Origin of the sequence: Haemophilus sp. oral taxon 036, from assembly GCF_002998595.1 — a bacterium.
GTDB classification, from domain to species: domain Bacteria; phylum Pseudomonadota; class Gammaproteobacteria; order Enterobacterales; family Pasteurellaceae; genus Haemophilus; species Haemophilus haemolyticus_K.
In genome coordinates this window covers 758,414-779,070 of sequence record NZ_CP027235.1, presented here as the reverse complement: position 1 = coordinate 779,070, position 20,657 = coordinate 758,414, and the positions used below count along the sequence as shown (strand labels likewise).

At 37.8% G+C, this 20,657-nt stretch carries 15 protein-coding genes, 3 tRNA genes and 1 pseudogene; 11 read left to right on the top strand and 8 right to left on the bottom strand.

The genetic code is table 11. The features are described from left to right. Positions 1-23 precede the first annotated feature (23 nt). Together C3V42_RS03800 and C3V42_RS03795 are read right to left on the bottom strand one after the other, a co-directional pair. The gene (locus tag C3V42_RS03800) at positions 24-383 is read right to left on the bottom strand and encodes a LysR family transcriptional regulator (protein ID WP_276308128.1); all 360 of its coding nucleotides are present in this window, start codon (positions 381-383) and stop codon (positions 24-26) included. Positions 384-649: 266 nt separating this feature from the next. Next, the gene (locus C3V42_RS03795) at positions 650-1,531 is read right to left on the bottom strand and encodes a pirin family protein (RefSeq protein ID WP_106013711.1); all 882 of its coding nucleotides are present in this window, start codon (positions 1,529-1,531) and stop codon (positions 650-652) included. Positions 1,532-2,254: 723 nt separating this feature from the next. On the opposite strand from C3V42_RS03795, the gene C3V42_RS03785 reads away from it, so the two are divergent. Together C3V42_RS03785 and tnpA are read left to right on the top strand one after the other, a co-directional pair. Further along, entirely contained in the window at positions 2,255-2,833 is a 579-nt protein-coding gene (locus C3V42_RS03785; RefSeq protein ID WP_106013709.1) for an NAD(P)H-dependent oxidoreductase, read from the top strand. Positions 2,834-3,028: 195 nt separating this feature from the next. Beyond that, positions 3,029-3,493, top strand: coding sequence for an IS200/IS605 family transposase (gene tnpA, locus C3V42_RS03780; protein WP_106013708.1), 465 nt, complete (start codon positions 3,029-3,031; stop codon positions 3,491-3,493). Between the two features lie 306 nt (positions 3,494-3,799). On the opposite strand, the pseudogene C3V42_RS03775 reads toward tnpA, so the two are convergent. From C3V42_RS03775 to rimO, 3 genes and pseudogenes are all read right to left on the bottom strand, one after another. Continuing rightward, positions 3,800-4,303, bottom strand: a pseudogene (locus C3V42_RS03775) (integrase core domain-containing protein); the annotation flags it as partial. 231 nt (positions 4,304-4,534) lie between these two features. Continuing rightward, the gene (locus tag C3V42_RS03770; RefSeq protein WP_050540714.1) at positions 4,535-8,578 is read right to left on the bottom strand and encodes a helix-turn-helix domain-containing protein; all 4,044 of its coding nucleotides are present in this window, start codon (positions 8,576-8,578) and stop codon (positions 4,535-4,537) included. A 240-nt stretch (positions 8,579-8,818) separates the two neighbouring features. Then, a complete protein-coding gene (gene rimO, locus C3V42_RS03765) occupies positions 8,819-10,156 on the bottom strand; it encodes a 30S ribosomal protein S12 methylthiotransferase RimO (protein ID WP_106013706.1) in 1,338 nt (445 codons plus the stop codon). 151 nt (positions 10,157-10,307) lie between these two features. Between rimO and C3V42_RS03760 the strand changes: the two genes are divergently transcribed. From C3V42_RS03760 to C3V42_RS03720, 9 genes are all read left to right on the top strand, one after another. Then, on the top strand, positions 10,308-11,024 hold the full coding sequence (locus tag C3V42_RS03760) for an MgtC/SapB family protein (RefSeq protein ID WP_048953346.1): 717 nt from the start codon (positions 10,308-10,310) through the stop codon (positions 11,022-11,024). 165 nt (positions 11,025-11,189) lie between these two features. After that, positions 11,190-12,305 carry an aspartate-semialdehyde dehydrogenase gene (asd, locus tag C3V42_RS03755; protein ID WP_106013704.1) on the top strand — a complete coding sequence of 372 codons (1,116 nt, stop codon included), beginning with the start codon at positions 11,190-11,192 and terminating at the stop codon, positions 12,303-12,305. Positions 12,306-12,383: 78 nt separating this feature from the next. Then, positions 12,384-13,325, top strand: a complete 942-nt coding sequence (locus C3V42_RS03750; protein WP_106013702.1) for an alpha/beta hydrolase — start codon at positions 12,384-12,386, stop codon at positions 13,323-13,325. Positions 13,326-13,505: 180 nt separating this feature from the next. Next, positions 13,506-14,606 carry a NapC/NirT family cytochrome c gene (locus C3V42_RS03745; RefSeq protein WP_106013700.1) on the top strand — a complete coding sequence of 367 codons (1,101 nt, stop codon included), beginning with the start codon at positions 13,506-13,508 and terminating at the stop codon, positions 14,604-14,606. A 27-nt stretch (positions 14,607-14,633) separates the two neighbouring features. Next, a complete protein-coding gene (gene torA, locus C3V42_RS03740) occupies positions 14,634-17,111 on the top strand; it encodes a trimethylamine-N-oxide reductase TorA (protein WP_106013698.1) in 2,478 nt (825 codons plus the stop codon). Between the two features lie 284 nt (positions 17,112-17,395). After that, positions 17,396-17,490: transfer RNA gene (locus tag C3V42_RS03735), tRNA-Ser, on the top strand. Positions 17,491-17,510: 20 nt separating this feature from the next. Then, positions 17,511-17,587 (top strand) — tRNA-Arg (locus C3V42_RS03730). 56 nt (positions 17,588-17,643) lie between these two features. Further along, positions 17,644-17,720 (top strand) — tRNA-Arg (locus C3V42_RS03725). A 97-nt stretch (positions 17,721-17,817) separates the two neighbouring features. Beyond that, complete coding sequence (locus tag C3V42_RS03720) at positions 17,818-18,129, top strand: DUF5389 family protein (protein WP_106013696.1); 312 nt, start codon at positions 17,818-17,820, stop codon at positions 18,127-18,129. Between the two features lie 40 nt (positions 18,130-18,169). On the opposite strand, the gene glmU is transcribed toward C3V42_RS03720, so the two are convergent. The 3 genes from glmU to rplJ all read right to left on the bottom strand — a co-directional run bounded on the left by glmU (position 18,170) and on the right by rplJ (position 20,616). Beyond that, positions 18,170-19,540, bottom strand: a complete 1,371-nt coding sequence (gene glmU, locus C3V42_RS03715) for a bifunctional UDP-N-acetylglucosamine diphosphorylase/glucosamine-1-phosphate N-acetyltransferase GlmU (protein ID WP_106013694.1) — start codon at positions 19,538-19,540, stop codon at positions 18,170-18,172. A gap of 158 nt (positions 19,541-19,698) precedes the next feature. Beyond that, positions 19,699-20,070, bottom strand: a complete 372-nt coding sequence (gene rplL / locus C3V42_RS03710; RefSeq protein ID WP_005626607.1) for a 50S ribosomal protein L7/L12 — start codon at positions 20,068-20,070, stop codon at positions 19,699-19,701. A 54-nt stretch (positions 20,071-20,124) separates the two neighbouring features. Then, entirely contained in the window at positions 20,125-20,616 is a 492-nt protein-coding gene (gene rplJ, locus C3V42_RS03705) for a 50S ribosomal protein L10 (RefSeq protein WP_077414192.1), read from the bottom strand. Positions 20,617-20,657 lie beyond the last annotated feature (41 nt).

The following is a 20,657-nucleotide window of genomic DNA, read 5'->3' as shown; positions in this document are numbered from 1 at the left end:
AATTCGATGCTTATGAATTTTAATTATCCCCTTAGCTCTTCTACTAAAAAGTCTAAAAACACACGTAGGCGAAGATTGACGGCTTTATCGCTGTAATAAATAGCGTTGAAAGGGCGTGTTTTATCGGTGATGTGATTAGAAAGTAGGGAAATACCAGATGCAACACCATCGGCATGGAAGAATCTACGCGTAGTACGCCTTGTGGTACGGTTGATTAGGTTTACGCTTAATTTTTCTTCTAGCCTTTTCACCACACAGCTTACAGCAGAATTTGCCATCGCTAGCTGCTTAGCTGCACGGCTGAAACTGCCATTATCCTTTCGATTTTGTGACCGCACTTTTTTATCATTAGAAGAAAATGGAGAACTTAAACAGGTGATCACTTTATCACCAAATATTACTATATTTTCCTGTAATCTTTATTCGTTAGCTTGCCTCGGGATTTTGCTAACTCCGAAATTACAATAGATTGTAATGGTACAAGCGAGGACGCTTGCGCTATCGGGAGTGATTATGCATCTGCATAATCTGCACCAGTACCACAAGCTTAGACACCAATAGACGCGTTTGATGACAATATTCCGTTCTAAATGAAAGTAATAAAACATCATTTATAAATTTCAAAGCCATTCTCTCGAGTGGCTTTATTTTAGGTTAAGTTTCCAAATTTACCTGATTGCACATCGTGGATAGCTTGAAGGATTTCTTCTCGACTATTCATAACAAATGGGCCATATCCTACAACAGGCTCATTGAGAGGTTCCCCAGTGAGAATCAATAATTTTGCAGTATTGTTGGATTCAATCAACACATCGGCAGTACCACGCTCAAAGGTCACCAATTCACCACGTCGAGCAATTGCATTGCCATTCACTTGGATTGTGCCATCTAATACAAGGATAATCACATTATGACTTGCTGGCACGCTGAACATATAGGCAGCATTCGCATTCATTGTTGTATCCCACATATTAATTGAGCTAAATGTATCTGCAGGGCCTTTCACATCGAGCAATTCACCAGCGATAACTCTGACTGAACCTGCATTATTCGGTAATGCCACGACCGGAATATTTTCAGATTTAATTGCTTGATATTTAGGCGTTGTCATTTTATCTTTTGCCGGCAAATTGACCCATAGCTGTACCATCTCGAACAAACCGCCTTCTTTAGCAAATTTTTCAGAGTGCATTTCCTCATGCATCACGCCAGAACCAGCAGTCATCCACTGAACATCACCCGTACCAATCGTACCACCACCGCCATGTGAATCCCGATGTGACACTTCACCTTGATAAGCAATAGTCACCGTTTCAAAACCTCGGTGCGGATGTTCACCGACACCACGTAAATCAAATGCAGAATCATCGCGACGACCACCTTGGAAAAATTTGGGTTCGTTGTAATCCATTAAAAGAAATGGATCGAGATTTTTATCTTTATCGTTATAACTAAACATCGAGGCGACATGAAAGCCATTTCCTACCCAATGTTTTGCTGGGGCGGTAAAAACATTTGCAACTTTTTTCATATAAAACTCCTTTGTTAATTTGTAGAACCTATCGTTCTGCCAATACGAGTATTATATGGTTCAGAAATAAGAAATAAATAATGCTTTAATTAAATAATATTTTCCTAAAAGGAAATAATTGTGAAGGCATGAGAGATAGGATAAAATTCATAAATTTTTAGATTTTATAAAGCCGTTTCTAAAAAGAACACTGCCTGACATCTGATCTTCAAACGGCATTTATTTTCTAAGACTTAAAATCTCAATACTTGCACATTAGATTTATCTAGCGCAACTCAAACAGCTCTTGATGTAATGAGCTTGTCTCAAGATTTCCTGTAAAGCTACGACTAGTACAAAGTCATAGGCTACGGGTTTTACTATTCTGAATGCTTTGTGCCATATGGTTAGCGAACAATCTTTGAGTTTCAGAATAAATATAGTGGAATGAAACGTTAGCTCATTTAAACAATCTCAAACGCTTTGAACCACCTATTAAAATTCAAGGATTCACCAAAACATTGATTTGGCACGAAAGGATACATAAAGATCCTGCCTATCGCTGGATCAGGGATCTGATTGAAAAGGCTTGTTTGGTGAAAAATAATGAATTCTAATGATAGGTGCCAGAAATTTCCCTTTATGGTCTGTAAATAGCGTGTAAGCGAATGCACTTTTAAAAGATGCAGTAAAAAGGCATAATTACAGCCCCATTTTTTGAATTATTTATTTAGGAGCAAAAAGATGAATATTTTATTATTAGATGGTGGTAAAAATTTTGGGCATTCGCATGGTGAGTTAAACCACACACTTCACAAAAAAGCGAAAGAAGTTTTGACCGCACTTGGACACAATGTAAAAGAAACCGTGATTGATGCTGGCTATAATGTTGAAGAAGAAGTTGAAAAATTCTTGTGGATGGATGCTGTGATTTGGCAGATGCCAGGCTGGTGGATGCACGAACCTTGGACAGTGAAAAAATACATAGACGAAGTATTCACCACTGGACACGGCAAGCTTTATCAAAGTGATGGCCGCCATCGTGTCAATCCGACTGAAGGCTATGGCACAGGTGGCTTGTTGCAAGGCAAAAAACACATGCTTTCGCTTACTTGGAATGCTCCGATTGAAGCTTTCACTCGTGAAGGCGACTTCTTCGAAGGCAAAGGTGTCGATGCTTTGTACATGCCTTTCCACAAACTCAATGAGTTCATCGGCTTGAGCCGTCTGCCGACATTCTTATGTAACGATGTAATTAAAAATCCACAAGTAGAACAATACTTATCAGACTACCAAGAACATTTGGAAAAAGTGTTTGGCTAATTGATAATAGAGAAATATTCGTTTAGAAGGTGGGCATTTTTGCTCACCTTTTTTATTATAGCCAGACGAAAGTCTGGCTATAAAAACCATACGCTATGCGTATGGAGCCAAATAGCTTAAGCGATGAACAGAAAAAATCCTCGCTATATAATGAACAAGGCTGACAACCAAAATTCAACATATAGGAGGATTATCATGGTAAGTAAAACCAGTGACGATTCAAGTCTATCACACACAAAATGGAACTGTAAGTATCACATTGTATTTATCCCGAAGTACAGAAGAAAAGCAATTTATGGGAAGTTAAGAGCAGATATAGGTCAAATATTGAGGCAGCTATGTGACTATAAAAATGTGGAGATAATAGAAGCGCATGCAATGCTAGACCATATCCATATGCTCTTAAAAATCCCACCTAAAATATCAGTATCAGGTTTTATGGGCTATCTGAAGGGGAAGTCAGCACTGATGATTTTTGAAAGACACGCGAACTTAAAATATAGATATGGAAATAGGCATTTCTGGGCGAAAGGATTTTTTGTAAGCACAGTAGGGTTAAATACAAAAGTGGTAGAGGATTATATAAGAAACCAAGAAAAAGAAGATATGGTTCAAGATAATTTATCAACGAAAGAACATGTTGATCCCTTTAAGGGGTAACCAAGGAAATAATTAGATGCGGTTGTCAGTTCTCACAACAAGCCCCTTGAGGGGCTTGTGAAGTATAGGCCCTTATAGGGGAGGCTAAAAACCGCACGTTTTACGTGCGGATTGTTATTTCAAACGCTTATCAAACTTTCTGATAGGGAGGGGAAGATGAATAGACTGAGTTTAGATAAAACAAGTGGTCAAGTCTCTGGGAAGATTTGCAAAAAACTAAACTTTAGAAGATCAAATACAATCTGACAGTCTCCCGTTTAAAAACTCGTGCCCGTCATCTTAATTTAAGCTTAGATTCTTTTCTGCCTAAATACGTTGCTCATAACATAATGTTTCCATCGGTGTTCTTCCACAACATATTTTACCTTGATAGGTTCGATGATGGTTATAATAAAATATCCATTCCTCTAAGCCTGTTTGTAATGTCTCTAAATCCTTATAAATTTTCTTTCTAAAGGCAACTTGATAAGACTCCTGCAAAATCATTTTGTGGAAACGCTAGCAGATGCCATTGTTTTTCGGGTGTTTGACCTTCGTTTTTTTGAGTGTTCAATATCGTTAATCGCTAAATAAAGCTCATCATCGTGATTTCCCATTTTTCCACGATATTTACTATCACGGTCAGTTAAAATGCGTAACATAGGTAATTCTTGGCCTTCAAAGAGGGGCCTCGTCATTGGGCATATTTGTGGCAGTAATTGCAGTCTTCATTGTGTAAAGTTTTGCAAATGCCACTTTACTATAAGTATCGATAAAGGTTTGTTGGTAAATGCTACCTACGCATTTGAGATTGCCTACATAGAAGGTATCATGACTCATGCCCATAATTTTACAGGCTTGTGAGATGTTACCTAACTCTTCAGCCAAATTAAGTAAACAGGTCTTGTGTTTAATGAGAGTGTTGCAAGTAATAAAACATGAGAGTTTCCTTTTTTGTTTAGATTGATTTTGACACTCATATTCTAAACGGGGGAAACTCTCACTTTTTATTGTGATTTATCAGATTAAGTCTGATCTTCTACAAATTATGGGCATTATATTTTATAAATGCATATCTAATCGATGCTCATTATCCCACATTTCAGCTTCATTTTGATAAGACTTAGCCAACAGACCAAGCAACTCATCAGCCACAAACGGATGAGTAATAGCTAATTGTCTACTCCAATCTTGATATTGTTCGACTATTCTCCATTCTTGAGCACCTCCATCACCAAATGAACGGCTTGTAACTCCGCTGCTATTACGTTTTTCTATATACATTCCTTCAATCATATTTTTAGAATGTATATCTTCAACTAAATCACGTACTCCTTCACAAGGCCAAATCCCATCTTCTCCATTTTGACAATGACCTAATAATTTACCAATATAATATTCTGCGATATTTCTACAACCATTATTTTCGGCAAGGCTAATTACTTGTTTTACCCATTCTTCAAGCTTTTCGGTATTAATTTTTCCTGAATTATCTTCGCCAGGTATATGGCTTAAAGCCCCTAAAGCATCGAAACACTTAACCCTAAATTCTTTCTTATTTGTATTTTTATCTCTGTCATCCTTTCCATCATCTCTTTTAGGAAGCTCTGAAATAAGTTGAACGAAGAATTCAGGATGTTCTTCCAAATATCTTTCCAAACTTTTAGTTGAACAATTTTCACTTTTCAACCCACAAGGTGCTAAAACCTCTATATAAGCAAATTCTAAACTCGCCTTTTGTTCTAAGCTCAACATTTTATACTCAGAAATTTGAGAAAACGCCTCTCCTAATCGATAACGATCGGGTGGATTATTTTCATCTATTGATGTAGGTAAAAGCATTGCTGATAAAATATCAAAAATCACTTTAGGGGATATTTTTTTGAGAATTAAATCAATATATAAGAAAGCAGTTTGAGGCCTATCGGCTAACAACAAATATTTTACCGCTTCTTCTGCTTCATCTTCATTCTGACAATAAGATGGAACTATTTCCCCCCAATACGCTTGTTGGTAATTTTCATCTAGAGAATCAACCAAGCGCCATACCTGTGAGCCAAAAGGAGACTGCAAGTATACCTGTACTTTATCAGAATCATCCAAACACACAGAAAGAGATTCAAATAAAGAGATATTATCATTACTTTCGGATAATAATCCCCGAATAATGTTCTTATAATTAATTTGAGTGTCTTTTTTAAAAGACTCCAGAGCCAATTTAATTAATTGTACTGACTCCTCATCTGATGAAAATACAAAACGTCTTAGAAGAAAACCTATCGTACTTGCGCAATCTCCTTTTAAAGATAATTCTAGAATTCCTGAAAGTCCTTTTTCTTGTAGAATTTCTTTTAACGCAATAACACGCTTTTGCCTAATAATTTCTTCTCTTTCTTCAAAATTCATATTTTGATAATCTTCTACCTCATCAGCAGAGTCATCAACCCAATGAGAAGCAAATAACCAAAAATGTTTATCTATTAATTCTTTTGGTTCTAATGTTACATATACCTGCTCTCCCAACTCCGTAAACGTAATTCTATTAGAATGCCTTTTAGCTCTTTTGGATAAAACAGTCGTGCGAAGCTTTTCTCGCATGATAATTTTCTCAGATTCTGTAGCTTGGTTTAATGCCCAATCTTCAATGAGAAGCCAAATCTTATCTTGCTGCTCAGTTGTTAAACCATAAATATGGCCGACCAAATCAAGTAATTGTTCAAATGTATAACTTGCCCAAGTTAATGCTATTTCTACTGCTGCATTGCAGAAATCATAAACGTCTTTCTTGGTTACTATATTTGGTCCGCAATTATTCCTCCAAATACATTTACTAGCCGGAAATGCTGTTTGGGGAAGTGAGCCTGGAAATTGGCTAATACAAATTCGCCAACCGATATCTGGAAATTTTCTAACTAACTCTTTTAATAATTGAATACGTTCCTGCGTCTTAATACTTGTGTCAGGACACCAAGATCTGAAAATGCCTAATAAGGATGAAAAAGGTTTATTTCTATAATTATCATTAATTTCTTTTTGGCTTAATTGAGCTAAAATTTTTACAACTCTAGCAACCGTTGACTTATCCCAAGCTAACTTCTCCAATGCCCACAATAAATCAGTATACTTAGGTGAAGAAAAAATATTAGTAGAAACTGGTTGCATCAGCTCTAAGAATTGCTTATCAGTTTTCAAATCGTTTTCTATAATACTTAAAAATACTTTTGGGCTCGCTTCTGCATACACTGAGAAATCAGATGATTGTGCTAGTAATACTCTTAAGTTAAGCGGAGAGAATAATTCTTCCACAAGTTTATTTACTGCTTCCTCACAATTAAAAGCTAATCTACTTTTAAATAATTCATTACCATGAACAGCCAATAAAATAAGCATCTCCCCTATACTATTTCTTAAGTATTTAGAATACTGTCGCTTTTTATCGTATATATTGGCTTGCCACTGCTGATCTTCTGGTAAATCTAAAGCAGGGTCATCTTCTCCTAAAACTAACGTAGCTATCTTAAAGAAGTGCTCTAAATCTACTTTAGTAATATAGGGTGCAATAGCAAATAACAAATCTATTTTTGATACTACTCCTCTATGCGAACTTAACGCCCAAACAGGAGAATCATTAAGAAGTAAAGTTGCTTGAAGATCTTTCTCTAAATATTCATACGATAAATCATTTGATAAATCTTCTAAAATCGAAATATCATATTGATTAGAACTATCCCATACCCCAGCAAATAGAAATGGAATAAGAACTTGATTATAGCAGTCTACCCATTCTGGCTTATTAACAGCCTCATTCTTTGACAGTTGACGTCGCAGGACAGTTAATGAATAACCAGATTTTTTTGCCAACGCTTGTGCTTCATCATAAGAGCAACCCATTTTTTCTAACGAATGAATAAATGTTACCGAATCTAATATTTCAATTTTTAGATCAAAATTTTGTATTAGAGTATTTTTGGGATAAACAACAAAGGCATGAATCTGCTGCGAATATTGAGCTAGCTCTTTTTCGACGTTTTTATTATCAGTGATTGCAATAAAACTCTTAGAGCCTTGAGCAAGACGAGGAAGGACATTCTCTTCTTTAAATACTAGACAATTATCTCTATAAGAAATAAATTTTTTATCTAAGAACAGGGCGGACAAAAATGCCATTGCTTCGATTTTAGAATCAGCTGCAATGTAAAAAGGTTTTTGAGGTGGTTTGGATAAATAATCCAAAATCTGTTCTTCATATACTTTAATTAATTTGTTGAAGAAAGATGTATTTAAACTTGGATTACACACATTTGCCCATTCTTGCCATACACTATCTAAGGAATCTACATTTTGTGTAGGCAATTTTGCTTCATTTGCCAGCCAGCTTTGTGCTGGTAATGACTGAGCTAGCCACTGTTCAAGATCGCTTGCATCATATGCTCTGACATCTTTCCATTTATTAAGAGCTTTCTTTTGCTGAATCCATTTATTTTTTCCAGACCAACGACGAGGTGTTACAAAAATAAACGTTATATTTGAAGAATCTGAAAGGTGAGCCTTAAGGCTTTTATCAAAATCATCATCAGCTTTGGCCTTAATATCTTTATTAACACCAAATTCCCAGCCTGAATTGCCATCAGGAATCCATGGAGTTGCCTCATTTGACTCAACCCAACCATCCCAGCCAGGTCGTTGCGAATCATCATTTCCAGGAAAATCAATTTGAGTTATTTTTTCGCTCGTTGAGTGGATCAGTGTTCTCAAAAAAACAGATAAACGTGATCTTGATGAAATTTCGCAAGTATTGACCCAATTTTCAATATCATTTGCTTTTATATCTAAAAAAGGAGGAGCATAAATATGAGTTGCGGGAGCTTCAGTTTGTTGAATTAGAGCATCTTTATAATCAGCCTGCCATTGCATTAATTGATCTAATGGGAAGTTAAAGGTCTTTGATAACCGCTGAGCCATTTTAGGTGACAACATTGCTTTACCATTCAAAAAATTAGATAGTGCAGGTCGACCAATTGCTAGCAATTTTGCAGCTTCTGTTACCGTCATTCCTTTAGGTAATAACTCTTCTTTGATTCTTAAGCCAGGATGTTTTACAATCATCTCTAGTTCCTTATTTAAGGGTTTATCAAATGCATTTCTGCGTATATTTTGTAACACTAACGATATGTCAATGCTGTGTAGCGTTACACAATACAGATTGGCTCTAGGGAATTAAAAAGTCAAGCATATGCTTGACTTTTTCTTCACTATATTCGCTTGTTTCAAATAATAATGAGCGGCGAGGTTAAAAAGTAGGAGATTTGAAAGCGGCCTTTAAATATTTAGCTTATAACAGTTAATTTAACAACTTCCCCACAAATCATATTCATCAGAATTTGTGATGGTTACTTTAATCACATCACCGACTTTGACATTGATTCCGCTTAAATTATCGACATAAACTAACCCATCCACTTCAGGGGCATCAGCTTTGGAGCGGCCAATAATTCCTTCTTTGTCAATTTCATCTACTAATACATCAAGGGTTTTACCGATTTTTTGTTTTAAACGGTTTGCAGAAATTTCCTGTTGTAATTGCATGAAACGATGGAAACGTTCTTCTTTCACATCTTCTGGTACTTGGTCAGCCATCTCTGTTGCAGGTGCACCTTCAACTGGGCTGAATTTGAAACAGCCTACGCGATCAAGCTGGGCTTCTTTTAAGAAATCGAGCAATAATTGGAAATCTTCTTCTGTTTCACCTGGGAAACCTACAATAAAGGTGGAACGTAATGTTAAATCTGGGCAAATTTCACGCCATTGTTTAATGCGTTCTAAAGTGCGGTCAATACTGCCCGGTCTTTTCATTGCTTTTAAGATTTTCGGGCTGGCGTGTTGTAATGGAATGTCTAAATACGGCAATAGCGTACCATCAGCCATTAATGGAATTAAATCATCCACATGCGGATAGGGATACACATAATGTAAGCGAACCCAAATTCCAAGTTTGCCAAGCTGTTTACAAAGCGTCATTAAATCATTTTTAATTGGCATGCCATTCCAGAAAGCAGTTTTTACACCGCCCTCTTGGCGTTTTAAATCCATTGAATAAGCGGAAGTATCTTGTGATACTACAAGCAATTCTTTTACACCAGCTTCGGCTAAACGTTTTGCTTCGTCCAAAACTTGTGTAATAGAACGGCTTTCTAAATCACCACGCATAGATGGAATAATACAGAACGTACAACGGTGATCACAGCCTTCAGAGATTTTCAAATAGGCATAATGTTTTGGTGTCAGTTTCACGCCTTGTTTTGGTACTAAGCTGGTGTAAGGGCTATGTGTCGGTTTTGGCACGTATTTGTGAACTTGAGCCATCACTGTTTCATAACTATGTGGGCCACTGACTTCCAAAACTTTAGGATGCACTTCACGAATTTGGTCTTCTTTTGCCCCCAAACAGCCAGTTACAATGACGCGTCCATTTTCTTCTAATGCTTCGCCAATCGCTTCGAGTGATTCCTGCACTGCGCTATCAATAAAGCCACAAGTGTTCACAATCACTAAATCAACATTTTCATAGCTTGGCACAATGTTATAACCATCGGTGCGTAGTTCCGTTAAGATTCGTTCAGAATCTACTAAGTTTTTTGGGCAACCAAGGCTTACAAAGCCAATGCTTGGGGTTGAATTTTGCATAAAAATAACCGTTTTTCGCTCTATAAAATTTCAAACGCAAGATTCTACTCAATTTTCGCAAGAAAGGCGATAAATTAAAGGCTTGGAAGGGTAAAGATTTTAAGCTAAGTGATGTAGAATAGACGAGTATGTTGGACTCATTTTTATCATTATGGAAAATTCATCTTTACTTTTAACCGCACTTTTCGATCCTTATCACTTAATTATTTTTAGCAAAATGCTATTGGCGATGGTGCTTGGTAGTGTTATTGGCTTAGAGCGTGAGCTTAAGCGCAAACCTGTGGGCGTGAAAACTTGCGCCATTATTGCCGTCACTACTTGTGTGCTAACGATTGTTTCGATTCAAGCCGCAGAGCATTATGCGCAAGTTTCAGAAAATATTCGTACGGATCCGATGCGCCTTGCGGCTCAAGTGATTAGCGGCATCGGTTTTTTAGGTGCAGGTGTGATTTTGCATAAGAAAAATGATGCGATTTCAGGTTTAACCACTGCGGCGATTATTTGGGCTTCTGCGGGGATCGGTATTGCTGCTGGGGCGGGTTTCGTATTCGATGCGGTCATCGCAACGGTGATGATTTTGGTGTCTATTCGATTAAGTCCGTTGGTTCAACGTTGGGTACATCGTAAATCACAACGTCGTCGGACAAAATTCAATATTCTTGTTAATAGTGCGGAAAGTATTGGAAAAGTCACCCAATTGTTAGTAAACAATCAGTATCGTATTGAACATATACAGGTGAAAGATCAAAGTAGTGGTGAGGTACGGTTACAAATTCGCTGTTTTTCCATTGATTCCACAATGTTGAAAGATGCGTATGCATTGTTGAAAGCGGAAGAAGGTGTGATAAGTGTCGAAGTAGATAACTAGAAAAAGAGCGGTCAAGTTAAATTTTCTTTTAAATTGACCGCTCTTTTTTATTTCTTATTTAATTTCTGTCGCAAAATGTAAATTTCCATGAAAAATACTTGATTTTGATAACGCTATCTTGTAATTAATAATTCTATTCAAACACAACAAACTAAGGAAACAACAATGAAAAATGTAGGCTTTATCGGCTGGCGCGGAATGGTGGGTTCCGTATTAATGGATCGTATGTCGCAGGAAAATGATTTTGCGAATCTTAATCCCGTATTTTTTACGACTTCACAAGCAGGTCAAAAAGCACCTGTATTTGGTGGCAAGGATGCAGGCGAACTTAAAAATGCATTCGATATTGAAGAACTGAAAAAATTAGACATTATCGTGACTTGCCAAGGTGGTGACTATACCAATGAAGTTTATCCAAAATTAAAAGCAACAGGTTGGGACGGGTATTGGGTTGATGCCGCTTCTGCACTACGTATGAAAGATGATGCAATTATCGTGCTTGATCCAGTAAACCAACACGTGATTTCTGAAGGCTTGAAAAAAGGCATTAAAACTTTCGTAGGTGGTAACTGTACAGTGAGCTTAATGTTAATGGCTATCGGTGGTTTATTTGAAAAAGATTTAGTGGAATGGGTATCTGTCGCAACTTACCAAGCGGCTTCAGGTGCGGGCGCAAAAAATATGCGTGAATTACTTTCACAAATGGGATTATTAGAACAAGCGGTTTCAAGTGAATTAAAAGATCCTGCTTCATCTATTTTAGATATTGAACGTAAAGTGACTGCAGAAATGCGTTCTGATAGCTTCCCAACTGATAACTTTGGCGCGGCATTGGGCGGTAGCTTAATTCCTTGGATTGACAAACTTCTTCCAGAAACAGGACAAACTAAAGAAGAATGGAAAGGCTATGCAGAAACCAACAAAATCTTAGGTTTAAGTGACAATCCAATTCCTGTTGATGGTTTATGTGTGCGTATTGGTGCATTACGTTGCCACAGCCAAGCATTCACCATCAAACTGAAAAAAGACTTACCATTAGAAGAAATCGAACAAATTATTGCATCACATAATGAATGGGTGAAAGTGATTCCAAACGACAAAGAAACCACATTACGTGAATTAACCCCAGCGAAAGTAACAGGTACATTAAGCGTGCCAGTGGGTCGTTTACGTAAATTGGCTATGGGCCCTGAATATTTGGCTGCCTTTACTGTGGGCGACCAATTATTATGGGGGGCAGCAGAGCCAGTTCGCCGTATCTTAAAACAATTGGTAGCATAATTGGTAGAGTGCGTGAAGTAAAATCTCACGCACTTTTTCTTTCTTTTGTATGCGTTGATGTATCTCATCTAAAAACTTATGAATCGAGAATCCAACTTTACTCAATTTGCCTTTACCGAACTGTTACCTTTTTTCAATCAATTTCCAACGCAATATTTCACTGGCAAAAATAATGTTCAAATCGCTTATTGTCATTTAGTCCACGTAAAAAGTGCGGATAGAAAATTGATGATTTTAGTGAATGGTCGTGCTGAAAATATGTTGAAATGGTCAGAGCCCGCTTATGATTTTTATCATCAAGGCTATGATGTGTTGCTATTTGATCACCGAGGTCAAGGCTATTCAACCCATTTACTGAAGGATTCTGAAAAAGGGCATTTAGATGAATTTCGTTTCTATGTTGATGATATGGAGAAAATTATCAAAAAAGTGACCGCACTTTTCAATTATTCCACGCAGCATTTGCTTGCTCATTCGATGGGGGCATTGATTGCAACGTATTATTTGGCAAATTGTGATCATCGCATTAATAAAGCCGTGTTTTCTTCGCCTTTTTACGGCATTCCTTTAAAACACCCCATTAGAGATGAATTGATTATTGCCCTGATGAATATGTTAGGGCAAGGCAAGCGTTATGTTTTTGGTAAAGGGCCTTATCAACAAGCCCACTTGGAATACAATGAACTAAGTTTCTGTAAAACCAGAATGAAATGGATGAATCGTGTAAACCGTAAGAATCCAGCAATTCATCTTGGCGGACCAACGTTCCGTTGGGTACATTTGTGTTTAAATGTAATTAAACGCTTGCCGAAAGTTATTCCTAAGATTGAAATTCCAACCCTAATTTTACAAGCCGAAAAAGAAAAAATAGTAGATAACAAAAATCTTGAAAAATTAACCGCACTTTTTCCGAATGTAGAATCCATGCTTGTACCTCAAGCAAAACATGAAATCCTTTTTGAAAAGGATAACGTGAGAAAAGCTGTGCTTGAACGCGTGAATCAATTTCTTCATTCTTAAAGTCCCTAATTAGATGGAATATAAAACATTATATATTGATTTATATAATGTTTTTTTATTTTTATCTTATGAGTGTTTAGTCTTTTATTGAGCAAGATCATAGTTTCTTTCTTACTATATCCCTACAATCAATAATACTTATTTATAGTTATTTTTGTTGTTTGTATAGTTGGAGTGTCTATGTCAAAAATGAAGAAAATCGTGACCGCACTTTGCTTGGTTGGTGTCGGCGCTGTGGCATTGTGGGGAACACAGTGGGTTATGCATAAAACCAGTACACCAGAGTTTTGTGAAAGTTGCCATTCAATGAGTTATCCAAAAGCAGAATGGGAAGGCTCTAGCCACTTTGCTAATGCAAAAGGGGTTAGAGCACAATGTTCAGATTGTCATATTCCAAAAGAAGGCTGGCATTATGTGAAAGCTAAATTTATGGCATTGAAAGATTTGTGGTATGAGGCTCAAGGAAAAATCGATAATAAAGAAAAATATGAAGCACACAGAGCGGAACTTGCTCAAATTGTATGGGATGAAATGAAGGCTAACGATTCTGAAACTTGTCGTTCTTGCCATAGTTTTGATGCAATGGAACTTTCAAAACAAACTAAGTTAGCTAAGCAAACTCATACGGAGGCGCAAACAAACGGTCAAACTTGTATTGATTGTCACAAGGGAATTGTGCATTTCCTCCCTGAGGTACACGGTGATCAAAATGTACAAAAATCCTCTGAAGCAAAAGGTGGATCTATCTCTGATGGTTCAGCGATTTTTGCTACTGAAATGGTAAAAGCGACCAATGCTAAAGGAAATGAGGTTCGCTTAATGCCTTATGCTGAATTAATGCAATGGAAAGTGGATGGTAATCAAATTCAAGGTATTTTACATGGCTGGCAACAAGTAGGGGCTGAAGCAGTTGTGTATCAAGAATTAGGTAAACGTATCACGCTTGCTTTAATGGACGAAGATGCACGTACTCATGTTCAAGTATTAAAAACAGTTCATGATGCAGTAACAGATTCAGATTGGAAAGAAATCAGTGTTACGGTGAATGTAGCTAAAGAAAAAATGACATCAGATTTAACCGCACTTAATCAATACGGTAGTCAGTTAAATCAAACTCAATGTAGTAGTTGTCATGCGGCAATTAGTTCAGAACATTACACGGCTAACCAATGGATTGGTGTGGTGAATTCTATGAAAGACCGTACATCAATGAACAAAGATGAAGTACGTGCATTAACTATTTATCTGCAACGCAATGCCAAAGATATGGCAAAACAATAATTACTGAGTATCTAAAACGAGGCTGAAATGAAAAAGAATAACGTAAACGAACAACGTCGTGATTTTCTGAAAAAAACATCTTTGGGCGTGGCTGGTAGTGCTCTTTCCGGTGGTATGGTGGGCATTGTATCAAAAAGTGCGGTAGCAAAAGAAGCTGAAATGAAAACGGTAGTGACTGCCGCTCACTGGGGATCTCTTGGGGTTGTTGTACAAGATGGTAAGGTCGTGAAATCTGGTCCTGCTATTGAGCCTGCAGTGCCGAACGAGTTGCAAACAGTTGTTGCCGATCAATTGTATAGCGAAGCCCGCGTGAAATATCCAATGGTACGCAAAGGCTTTTTAGCTAATCCAGGAAAAAGCGATACCACAATGCGTGGTCGTGATGAATGGGTGCGTGTTTCTTGGGATGAAGCGTTAGATTTGGTACACAATCAACTTAAACGTGTACGTGACGAACATGGGCAAACAGGTATTTTTGCCGGTTCTTATGGTTGGTTTAGCTGTGGTTCATTACATGCTTCTCGTACATTATTACAGCGCTACATGAACGCTACAGGTGGTTTTGTGGGCCACAAAGGGGATTACTCTACGGGGGCTGCGCAAGTAATTATGCCACATGTGCTTGGTACTATTGAGGTATATGAACAACAAACCAGCTGGGAGTCTGTGCTAGAAAACAGCGATATCATTGTGCTTTGGTCAGCAAATCCACTTACAACCATGCGTATTGCTTGGATGTCCACCGACCAAAAAGGGATTGAATATTTCAAAAAATTCCAAGCGAGTGGAAAACGCATTATTTGTATCGACCCACAAAAAAGCGAAACTTGCCAAATGCTGAATGCAGAATGGATTCCGGTGAATACCGCAACGGATGTGCCATTAATGCTTGGTATTGCGCATACTTTAGTTGAACAAGGCAAGCACGATAAAGATTTCTTGAAAAAATACACATCGGGTTACGCTAAATTTGAAGAATATTTATTAGGTAAAACCGATGGCCAACCAAAAACAGCAGAATGGGCGGCAAAAATTTGTGGTGTACCGGCAGAAACAATTAAGCAACTTGCAGCCGATTTCTCTAGCAAACGTACCATGTTAATGGGTGGCTGGGGTATGCAACGTCAACGCCATGGCGAACAAACCCACTGGATGTTAGTAACGCTAGCTTCTATGTTAGGACAAATTGGCTTGCCGGGTGGTGGTTTCGGTTTAAGTTATCACTATTCAAATGGTGGGGTGCCAACGGCGACTGGTGGTATTATCGGCTCCATTACCGCAAGTCCATCAGGCAAAGCAGGTGCAAAAACATGGTTAGATGATACGTCTAAATCAGCTTTCCCATTGGCGCGTATTTCAGATGTGTTGCTCAATCCTGGCAAAAAAATTCATTATAACGGTACTGAAATTACTTACCCTGATATCAAAGCAGTATATTGGGCTGGCGGTAACCCATTTGTTCACCATCAAGATACCAATACCTTAGTGAAAGCTTTCCAGAAACCTGATGTGGTGATTGTCAATGAGGTGAACTGGACGCCAACTGCACGTATGGCAGATATTGTGTTACCAGCTACGACGAGTTATGAACGTAATGACTTAACCATGGCTGGCGACTACTCCATGATGAGTGTTTATCCAATGAAACAAGTGGTTCCCCCACAATTTGAAGCGAAAAATGACTACGATATTTTCGTTGAGCTTGCTAAACGTGCCGGTGTGGAAGAACAATACACAGAAGGTAAAACTGAAATGGAGTGGTTGGAAGAATTCTATAATGCAGCCTTTAGTGCCGCACGTGCAAACCGTGTAGCAATGCCACGTTTTGACAAATTCTGGGCAGAAAATAAACCATTAAGTTTTGAGGTGGGTGAAGCTGCGAAGAAATGGGTGCGTTATGGTGAATTCCGTGAAGATCCATTGCTTAATCCTCTCGGCACACCGTCAGGTAAAATTGAAATTTTCTCTGATGTTGTTGAGAAGATGAATTATAACGATTGTAAAGGTCATCCTAGTTGGATGGAGCCTGAAGAGTTTGCGGGTAATGTGACGGAAGAATATCCATTAGCTTTAGTGACACCACATCCTTATTATCGCTTACATAGCCAATTAGCGCATACTTCATTACGTCAAAAATACGCAGTAAATGATCGTGAACCAGTGATGATTCACCCTGAAGATGCGGTTGCACGTGGAATTAAGGAAGGTGATGTTGTTCGCATTCATAGCAAACGTGGACAAGTGCTTGCAGGTGCTGTTGTAACAGAAAATATCATCAAAGGTACCATTGCTCTACATGAGGGCGCATGGTATGACCCACATGAACTTGGTAAAGGTGAAAAACCATTATGTAAAAATGGTTGTGCAAATGTGTTAACTCGAGATGAAGGTACATCTAAATTGGCACAAGGCAATTCACCAAATACTTGTATCGTTCAGATTGAGAAATTTACAGGTGTAGCACCAGAAGTTACGGTATTTAAACAACCTAAACAGGTGGCGTAAAACTATTAAAAATATAAACCGCACTTTAAAAAGTGCGGTTTTTATTTTTAGTAGTGGAACGAAGGGGAAAGTAATAGCATTAAACGCTAAACATGAGGTGTTATTTGAGCAAGAGGAATTGAGACGGGAAACAATATCTAAGATTTTAGTATTTTTGAATGATGAGTAGATTTTTATTCAATAATATATTTAATGTGTAGATAAAATATTCAAACAGGTATGTTTTTCAAAAAATGGTTTGACATATTTTCTAAAAAACGTATTATACCGCTCACACCGATTGTGGTGAGATGGCCGAGCAGGCTGAAGGCGCTCCCCTGCTAAGGGAGTATGGGGTTAAAAAGCTCCATCGAGGGTTCGAATCCCTCTCTCACCGCCATTGTTTGTTTTATTTATTCTGCACCCGTAGCTCAGCTGGATAGAGTACTCGGCTACGAACCGAGCGGTCAGAGGTTCGAATCCTCTCGGGTGCGCCATTTTTAAACGGCTCTATCTTATTAAAGTGGTTATGAATAATTAAAGCATCATCTACGCACCCGTAGCTCAGCTGGATAGAGTACTCGGCTACGAACCGAGCGGTCAAAGGTTCGAATCCTTTCGGGTGCGCCATTTCATTTTATTCAAGTCTATAGATTTCCACTTACTTTCTAATAATCACAGTATTTGTTATATTGTATATTATCTTTTATTTGTAAAATTTTAAATTATGACAAGACAATCTTTGCCTCGTAGCTTTAGTTTATTTTATTGGGGATTAGCTGTTTTTTGTGCCCCTGTATTGTTATGTCCGATGGCTCTGTTGCTTTCCACTACATTTGATAAAAATCCTAGCTTGGAAACTTGGCAAGTTAATTTATTCTCAATATTTTTTTGGATTTATCCTATTATTCTTGCGGCGGTAGCTCGAATTTTATATCGCCTACACCAGAGAAAGCCAAAATTGGCTTTTAAATTATTGGTATTAAGTGCGATCATTTTTTATATAGCTTTAATTACGATTTGTAAAATCGGTTTATAAAAAAATCCTACAATAAAACGTAGGATTTTTTTATGCTATTTTATTTTTTCTTTGTTGGTCGTTGCCAATCTTGAATATGGCGTTGAGGAACTCGTGTAATCACTAATTCATTTTCACCTACATCGCGTGTAATTGTTGTACCGGCGCCAATAGTTGCGCCATTTGCGACTTTCACTGGCGCGACTAATTGTGTATCAGATCCCACAAATACATTATCACCGATGATCGTTTTAAATTTATTTGCGCCATCGTAGTTACAGGTGATGACACCCGCACCAATATTACAATTTGAGCCGATTTCTGAATCGCCAACATAGGTTAGATGATTTACTTTAGAACCTTTACCAACGGTAGATTTTTTTATTTCTACAAAGTTACCGACATGCGTTTCAGCTGCGAGTTCTGCACCTGGGCGTAAACGAGAAAATGGACCAATTGCGGCTTTTTCTCCCACCACAGAATCTTCTAGCACAGAATAGGGTTTTATTTCTACATCATTGCCAATAACAACATTTTTTAATACGCAACCTGCGCCAATTTTTACGCGATCGCTGAGTTTAACACTACCTTCGATAATAACGTTAATGTCGATCTCCACATCTTTCCCATGTTCTAATGTTCCACGCAGGTCAAAGCGAGCGGGATCGTAGATCATTACGCCTTCAAGCAATAATTTGGAGGCTTGTTTATTTTGGAAATAACGTTCAAGTGCGGCTAATTGTAAGCGATTATTTGCACCTTCAACTTCCATGACATCTGTTGCTTGTACCGCAACAACTTGGCAATTATCCTGGTTTGCGAGAGCAATAAGATCCGTTAAGTAATATTCGCCTTGAGCATTATTATTGCCTACACGAGCTAACCATTTTTTGAAACTTGCACCATCGGATACCATAACGCCAGTATTTACTTCTTTAATATTTAGTTGATCAGCATTTGCATCTTTTTGTTCTACAATTGCTACAACATTGCCATTTTCACGGATAATTCTCCCATAGCCTGTTGGGTTATCTAAATTTACGGTAAGCAATGCAATGCCATTTTCTGGTTTTGCTTTAATTAACTTTTCTAATGTTTCTTTAGTTATTAATGGAGCATCGCCGTAAAGTACAACAATATTTTCGTTATCCTTAAAGAAAGGTGCCGCTTGTTGAACTGCATGTGCAGTACCAAGTTGTTCTGTTTGTAATACCCAATTTACTTGTTCATTTGCAAGATGGCTACGCATTAAGTCCCCACCGTGGCCATAGATTAAATGAATATTTTCTGCGCCTAATTGATGCGCAGTATCAATTACATGTTTTACCATTGGTTTACCAGCTATTGTATGTAGTACTTTGGGTAAATCGGAATACATGCGCGTTCCTTTTCCGGCTGCTAAAATTACCGCACTTAATGCTTTTGTAGTCATAGATTTTCTCTTTATTTATCAATAATAATGGGAGATATTTTATCGTAGAAAGGAGAAGATGATAAGTTTTTAAATTAAGGAAGTTGTGGCTTTTTAGATAGGAAAAAACCGATGGTTTCCCATCGGTTTTCCGAATTTTAAAGTGGTTAAAAGAGAAATTATTTAACTTCTACTTGTGCACCAGCTTCTTCTAATTCTTTCTTAAGTGCTTCAGCTTCTTCTTTAGAAACACCTTCTTTTAATGCTGCTGGAGCAGATTCAACTAAATCTTTAGCTTCTTTTAAGCCTAAACCAGTTGCACCACGTACTGCTTTGATTACTGCTACTTTGTTAGCACCAGCTGCTGCAAGAATTACGTCAAATTCAGTTTTTTCTTCTGCTGCCGCTGCACCGCCTGCTGCTGGAGCTGCTGCTACTGCTGCCGCTGCTGAAACACCGAATTTTTCTTCCATCGCTGCGATTAATTCAACGATTTCAGTTACAGTTTTTGAAGCAATCGCTTCAATGATTTGTTCGTTAGTTAATGACATAACAATCAATTCCTAAAATAAATAAAGTTAGATGAAGTAAGAAACGCTTAATGATTAAGCTGCTTCTTGTAATTTGTCGCGTAATGCCGCGAAGGTGCGAGCAAGTTTGCCTGCTGCAGCTTCTTTCATTGTGCCCATTAAACGTGCAATCGCTTCTTCGTAAGTTGGTAATGTTGCCAAGAATTCAACATCTTGGATTTTACCTTCAAAGGCTGCACCTTTAATTTCAAACTTATCGTTTGCTTTAGCAAACTCTTTGAACAAGCGAGCAGCTGCGCCCGGGTGTTCGTTAGAGAACGCGATAAGTGTTGGACCTACAAACGTATCTTTTAAGCATTCGTAATCTGTGCCTTCAACTGCGCGACGTAATAAAGTATTACGAACTACACGCATTGTAACGCCAGCTTCACGTGCTGATTTACGTAATTCAGTCATTTTATCAACAGTTACACCGCGAGAATCCGCGATTACTGCTGAAAGTGCACCTTTGGCTGCTTCATTTACTTCAGCAACAATTGCTTGTTTGTCTTGAAGATTTAATGCCATTGGCTTTTAGCTCCTGAATACACTCCGATTACTCGGAATTA

Coding starts and splice junctions, on each gene's coding strand:
- asd (WP_106013704.1), top strand. CDS start 11,190: ATGAAAAATGTAGGCTTTATCGGCTGGCGCGGAATGGTGGGTTCCGTA.
- rplL (WP_005626607.1), bottom strand. CDS start 20,070: ATGTCATTAACTAACGAACAAATCATTGAAGCGATTGCTTCAAAAACT.
- C3V42_RS03760 (WP_048953346.1), top strand. CDS start 10,308: ATGGAAAATTCATCTTTACTTTTAACCGCACTTTTCGATCCTTATCAC.
- rplJ (WP_077414192.1), bottom strand. CDS start 20,616: ATGGCATTAAATCTTCAAGACAAACAAGCAATTGTTGCTGAAGTAAAT.
- C3V42_RS03795 (WP_106013711.1), bottom strand. CDS start 1,531: ATGAAAAAAGTTGCAAATGTTTTTACCGCCCCAGCAAAACATTGGGTA.
- glmU (WP_106013694.1), bottom strand. CDS start 19,540: ATGACTACAAAAGCATTAAGTGCGGTAATTTTAGCAGCCGGAAAAGGA.
- torA (WP_106013698.1), top strand. CDS start 14,634: ATGAAAAAGAATAACGTAAACGAACAACGTCGTGATTTTCTGAAAAAA.
- C3V42_RS03745 (WP_106013700.1), top strand. CDS start 13,506: ATGTCAAAAATGAAGAAAATCGTGACCGCACTTTGCTTGGTTGGTGTC.
- C3V42_RS03750 (WP_106013702.1), top strand. CDS start 12,384: ATGAATCGAGAATCCAACTTTACTCAATTTGCCTTTACCGAACTGTTA.
- C3V42_RS03785 (WP_106013709.1), top strand. CDS start 2,255: ATGAATATTTTATTATTAGATGGTGGTAAAAATTTTGGGCATTCGCAT.
- rimO (WP_106013706.1), bottom strand. CDS start 10,156: ATGCAAAATTCAACCCCAAGCATTGGCTTTGTAAGCCTTGGTTGCCCA.
- C3V42_RS03770 (WP_050540714.1), bottom strand. CDS start 8,578: ATGATTGTAAAACATCCTGGCTTAAGAATCAAAGAAGAGTTATTACCT.
- C3V42_RS03720 (WP_106013696.1), top strand. CDS start 17,818: ATGACAAGACAATCTTTGCCTCGTAGCTTTAGTTTATTTTATTGGGGA.
- tnpA (WP_106013708.1), top strand. CDS start 3,029: ATGGTAAGTAAAACCAGTGACGATTCAAGTCTATCACACACAAAATGG.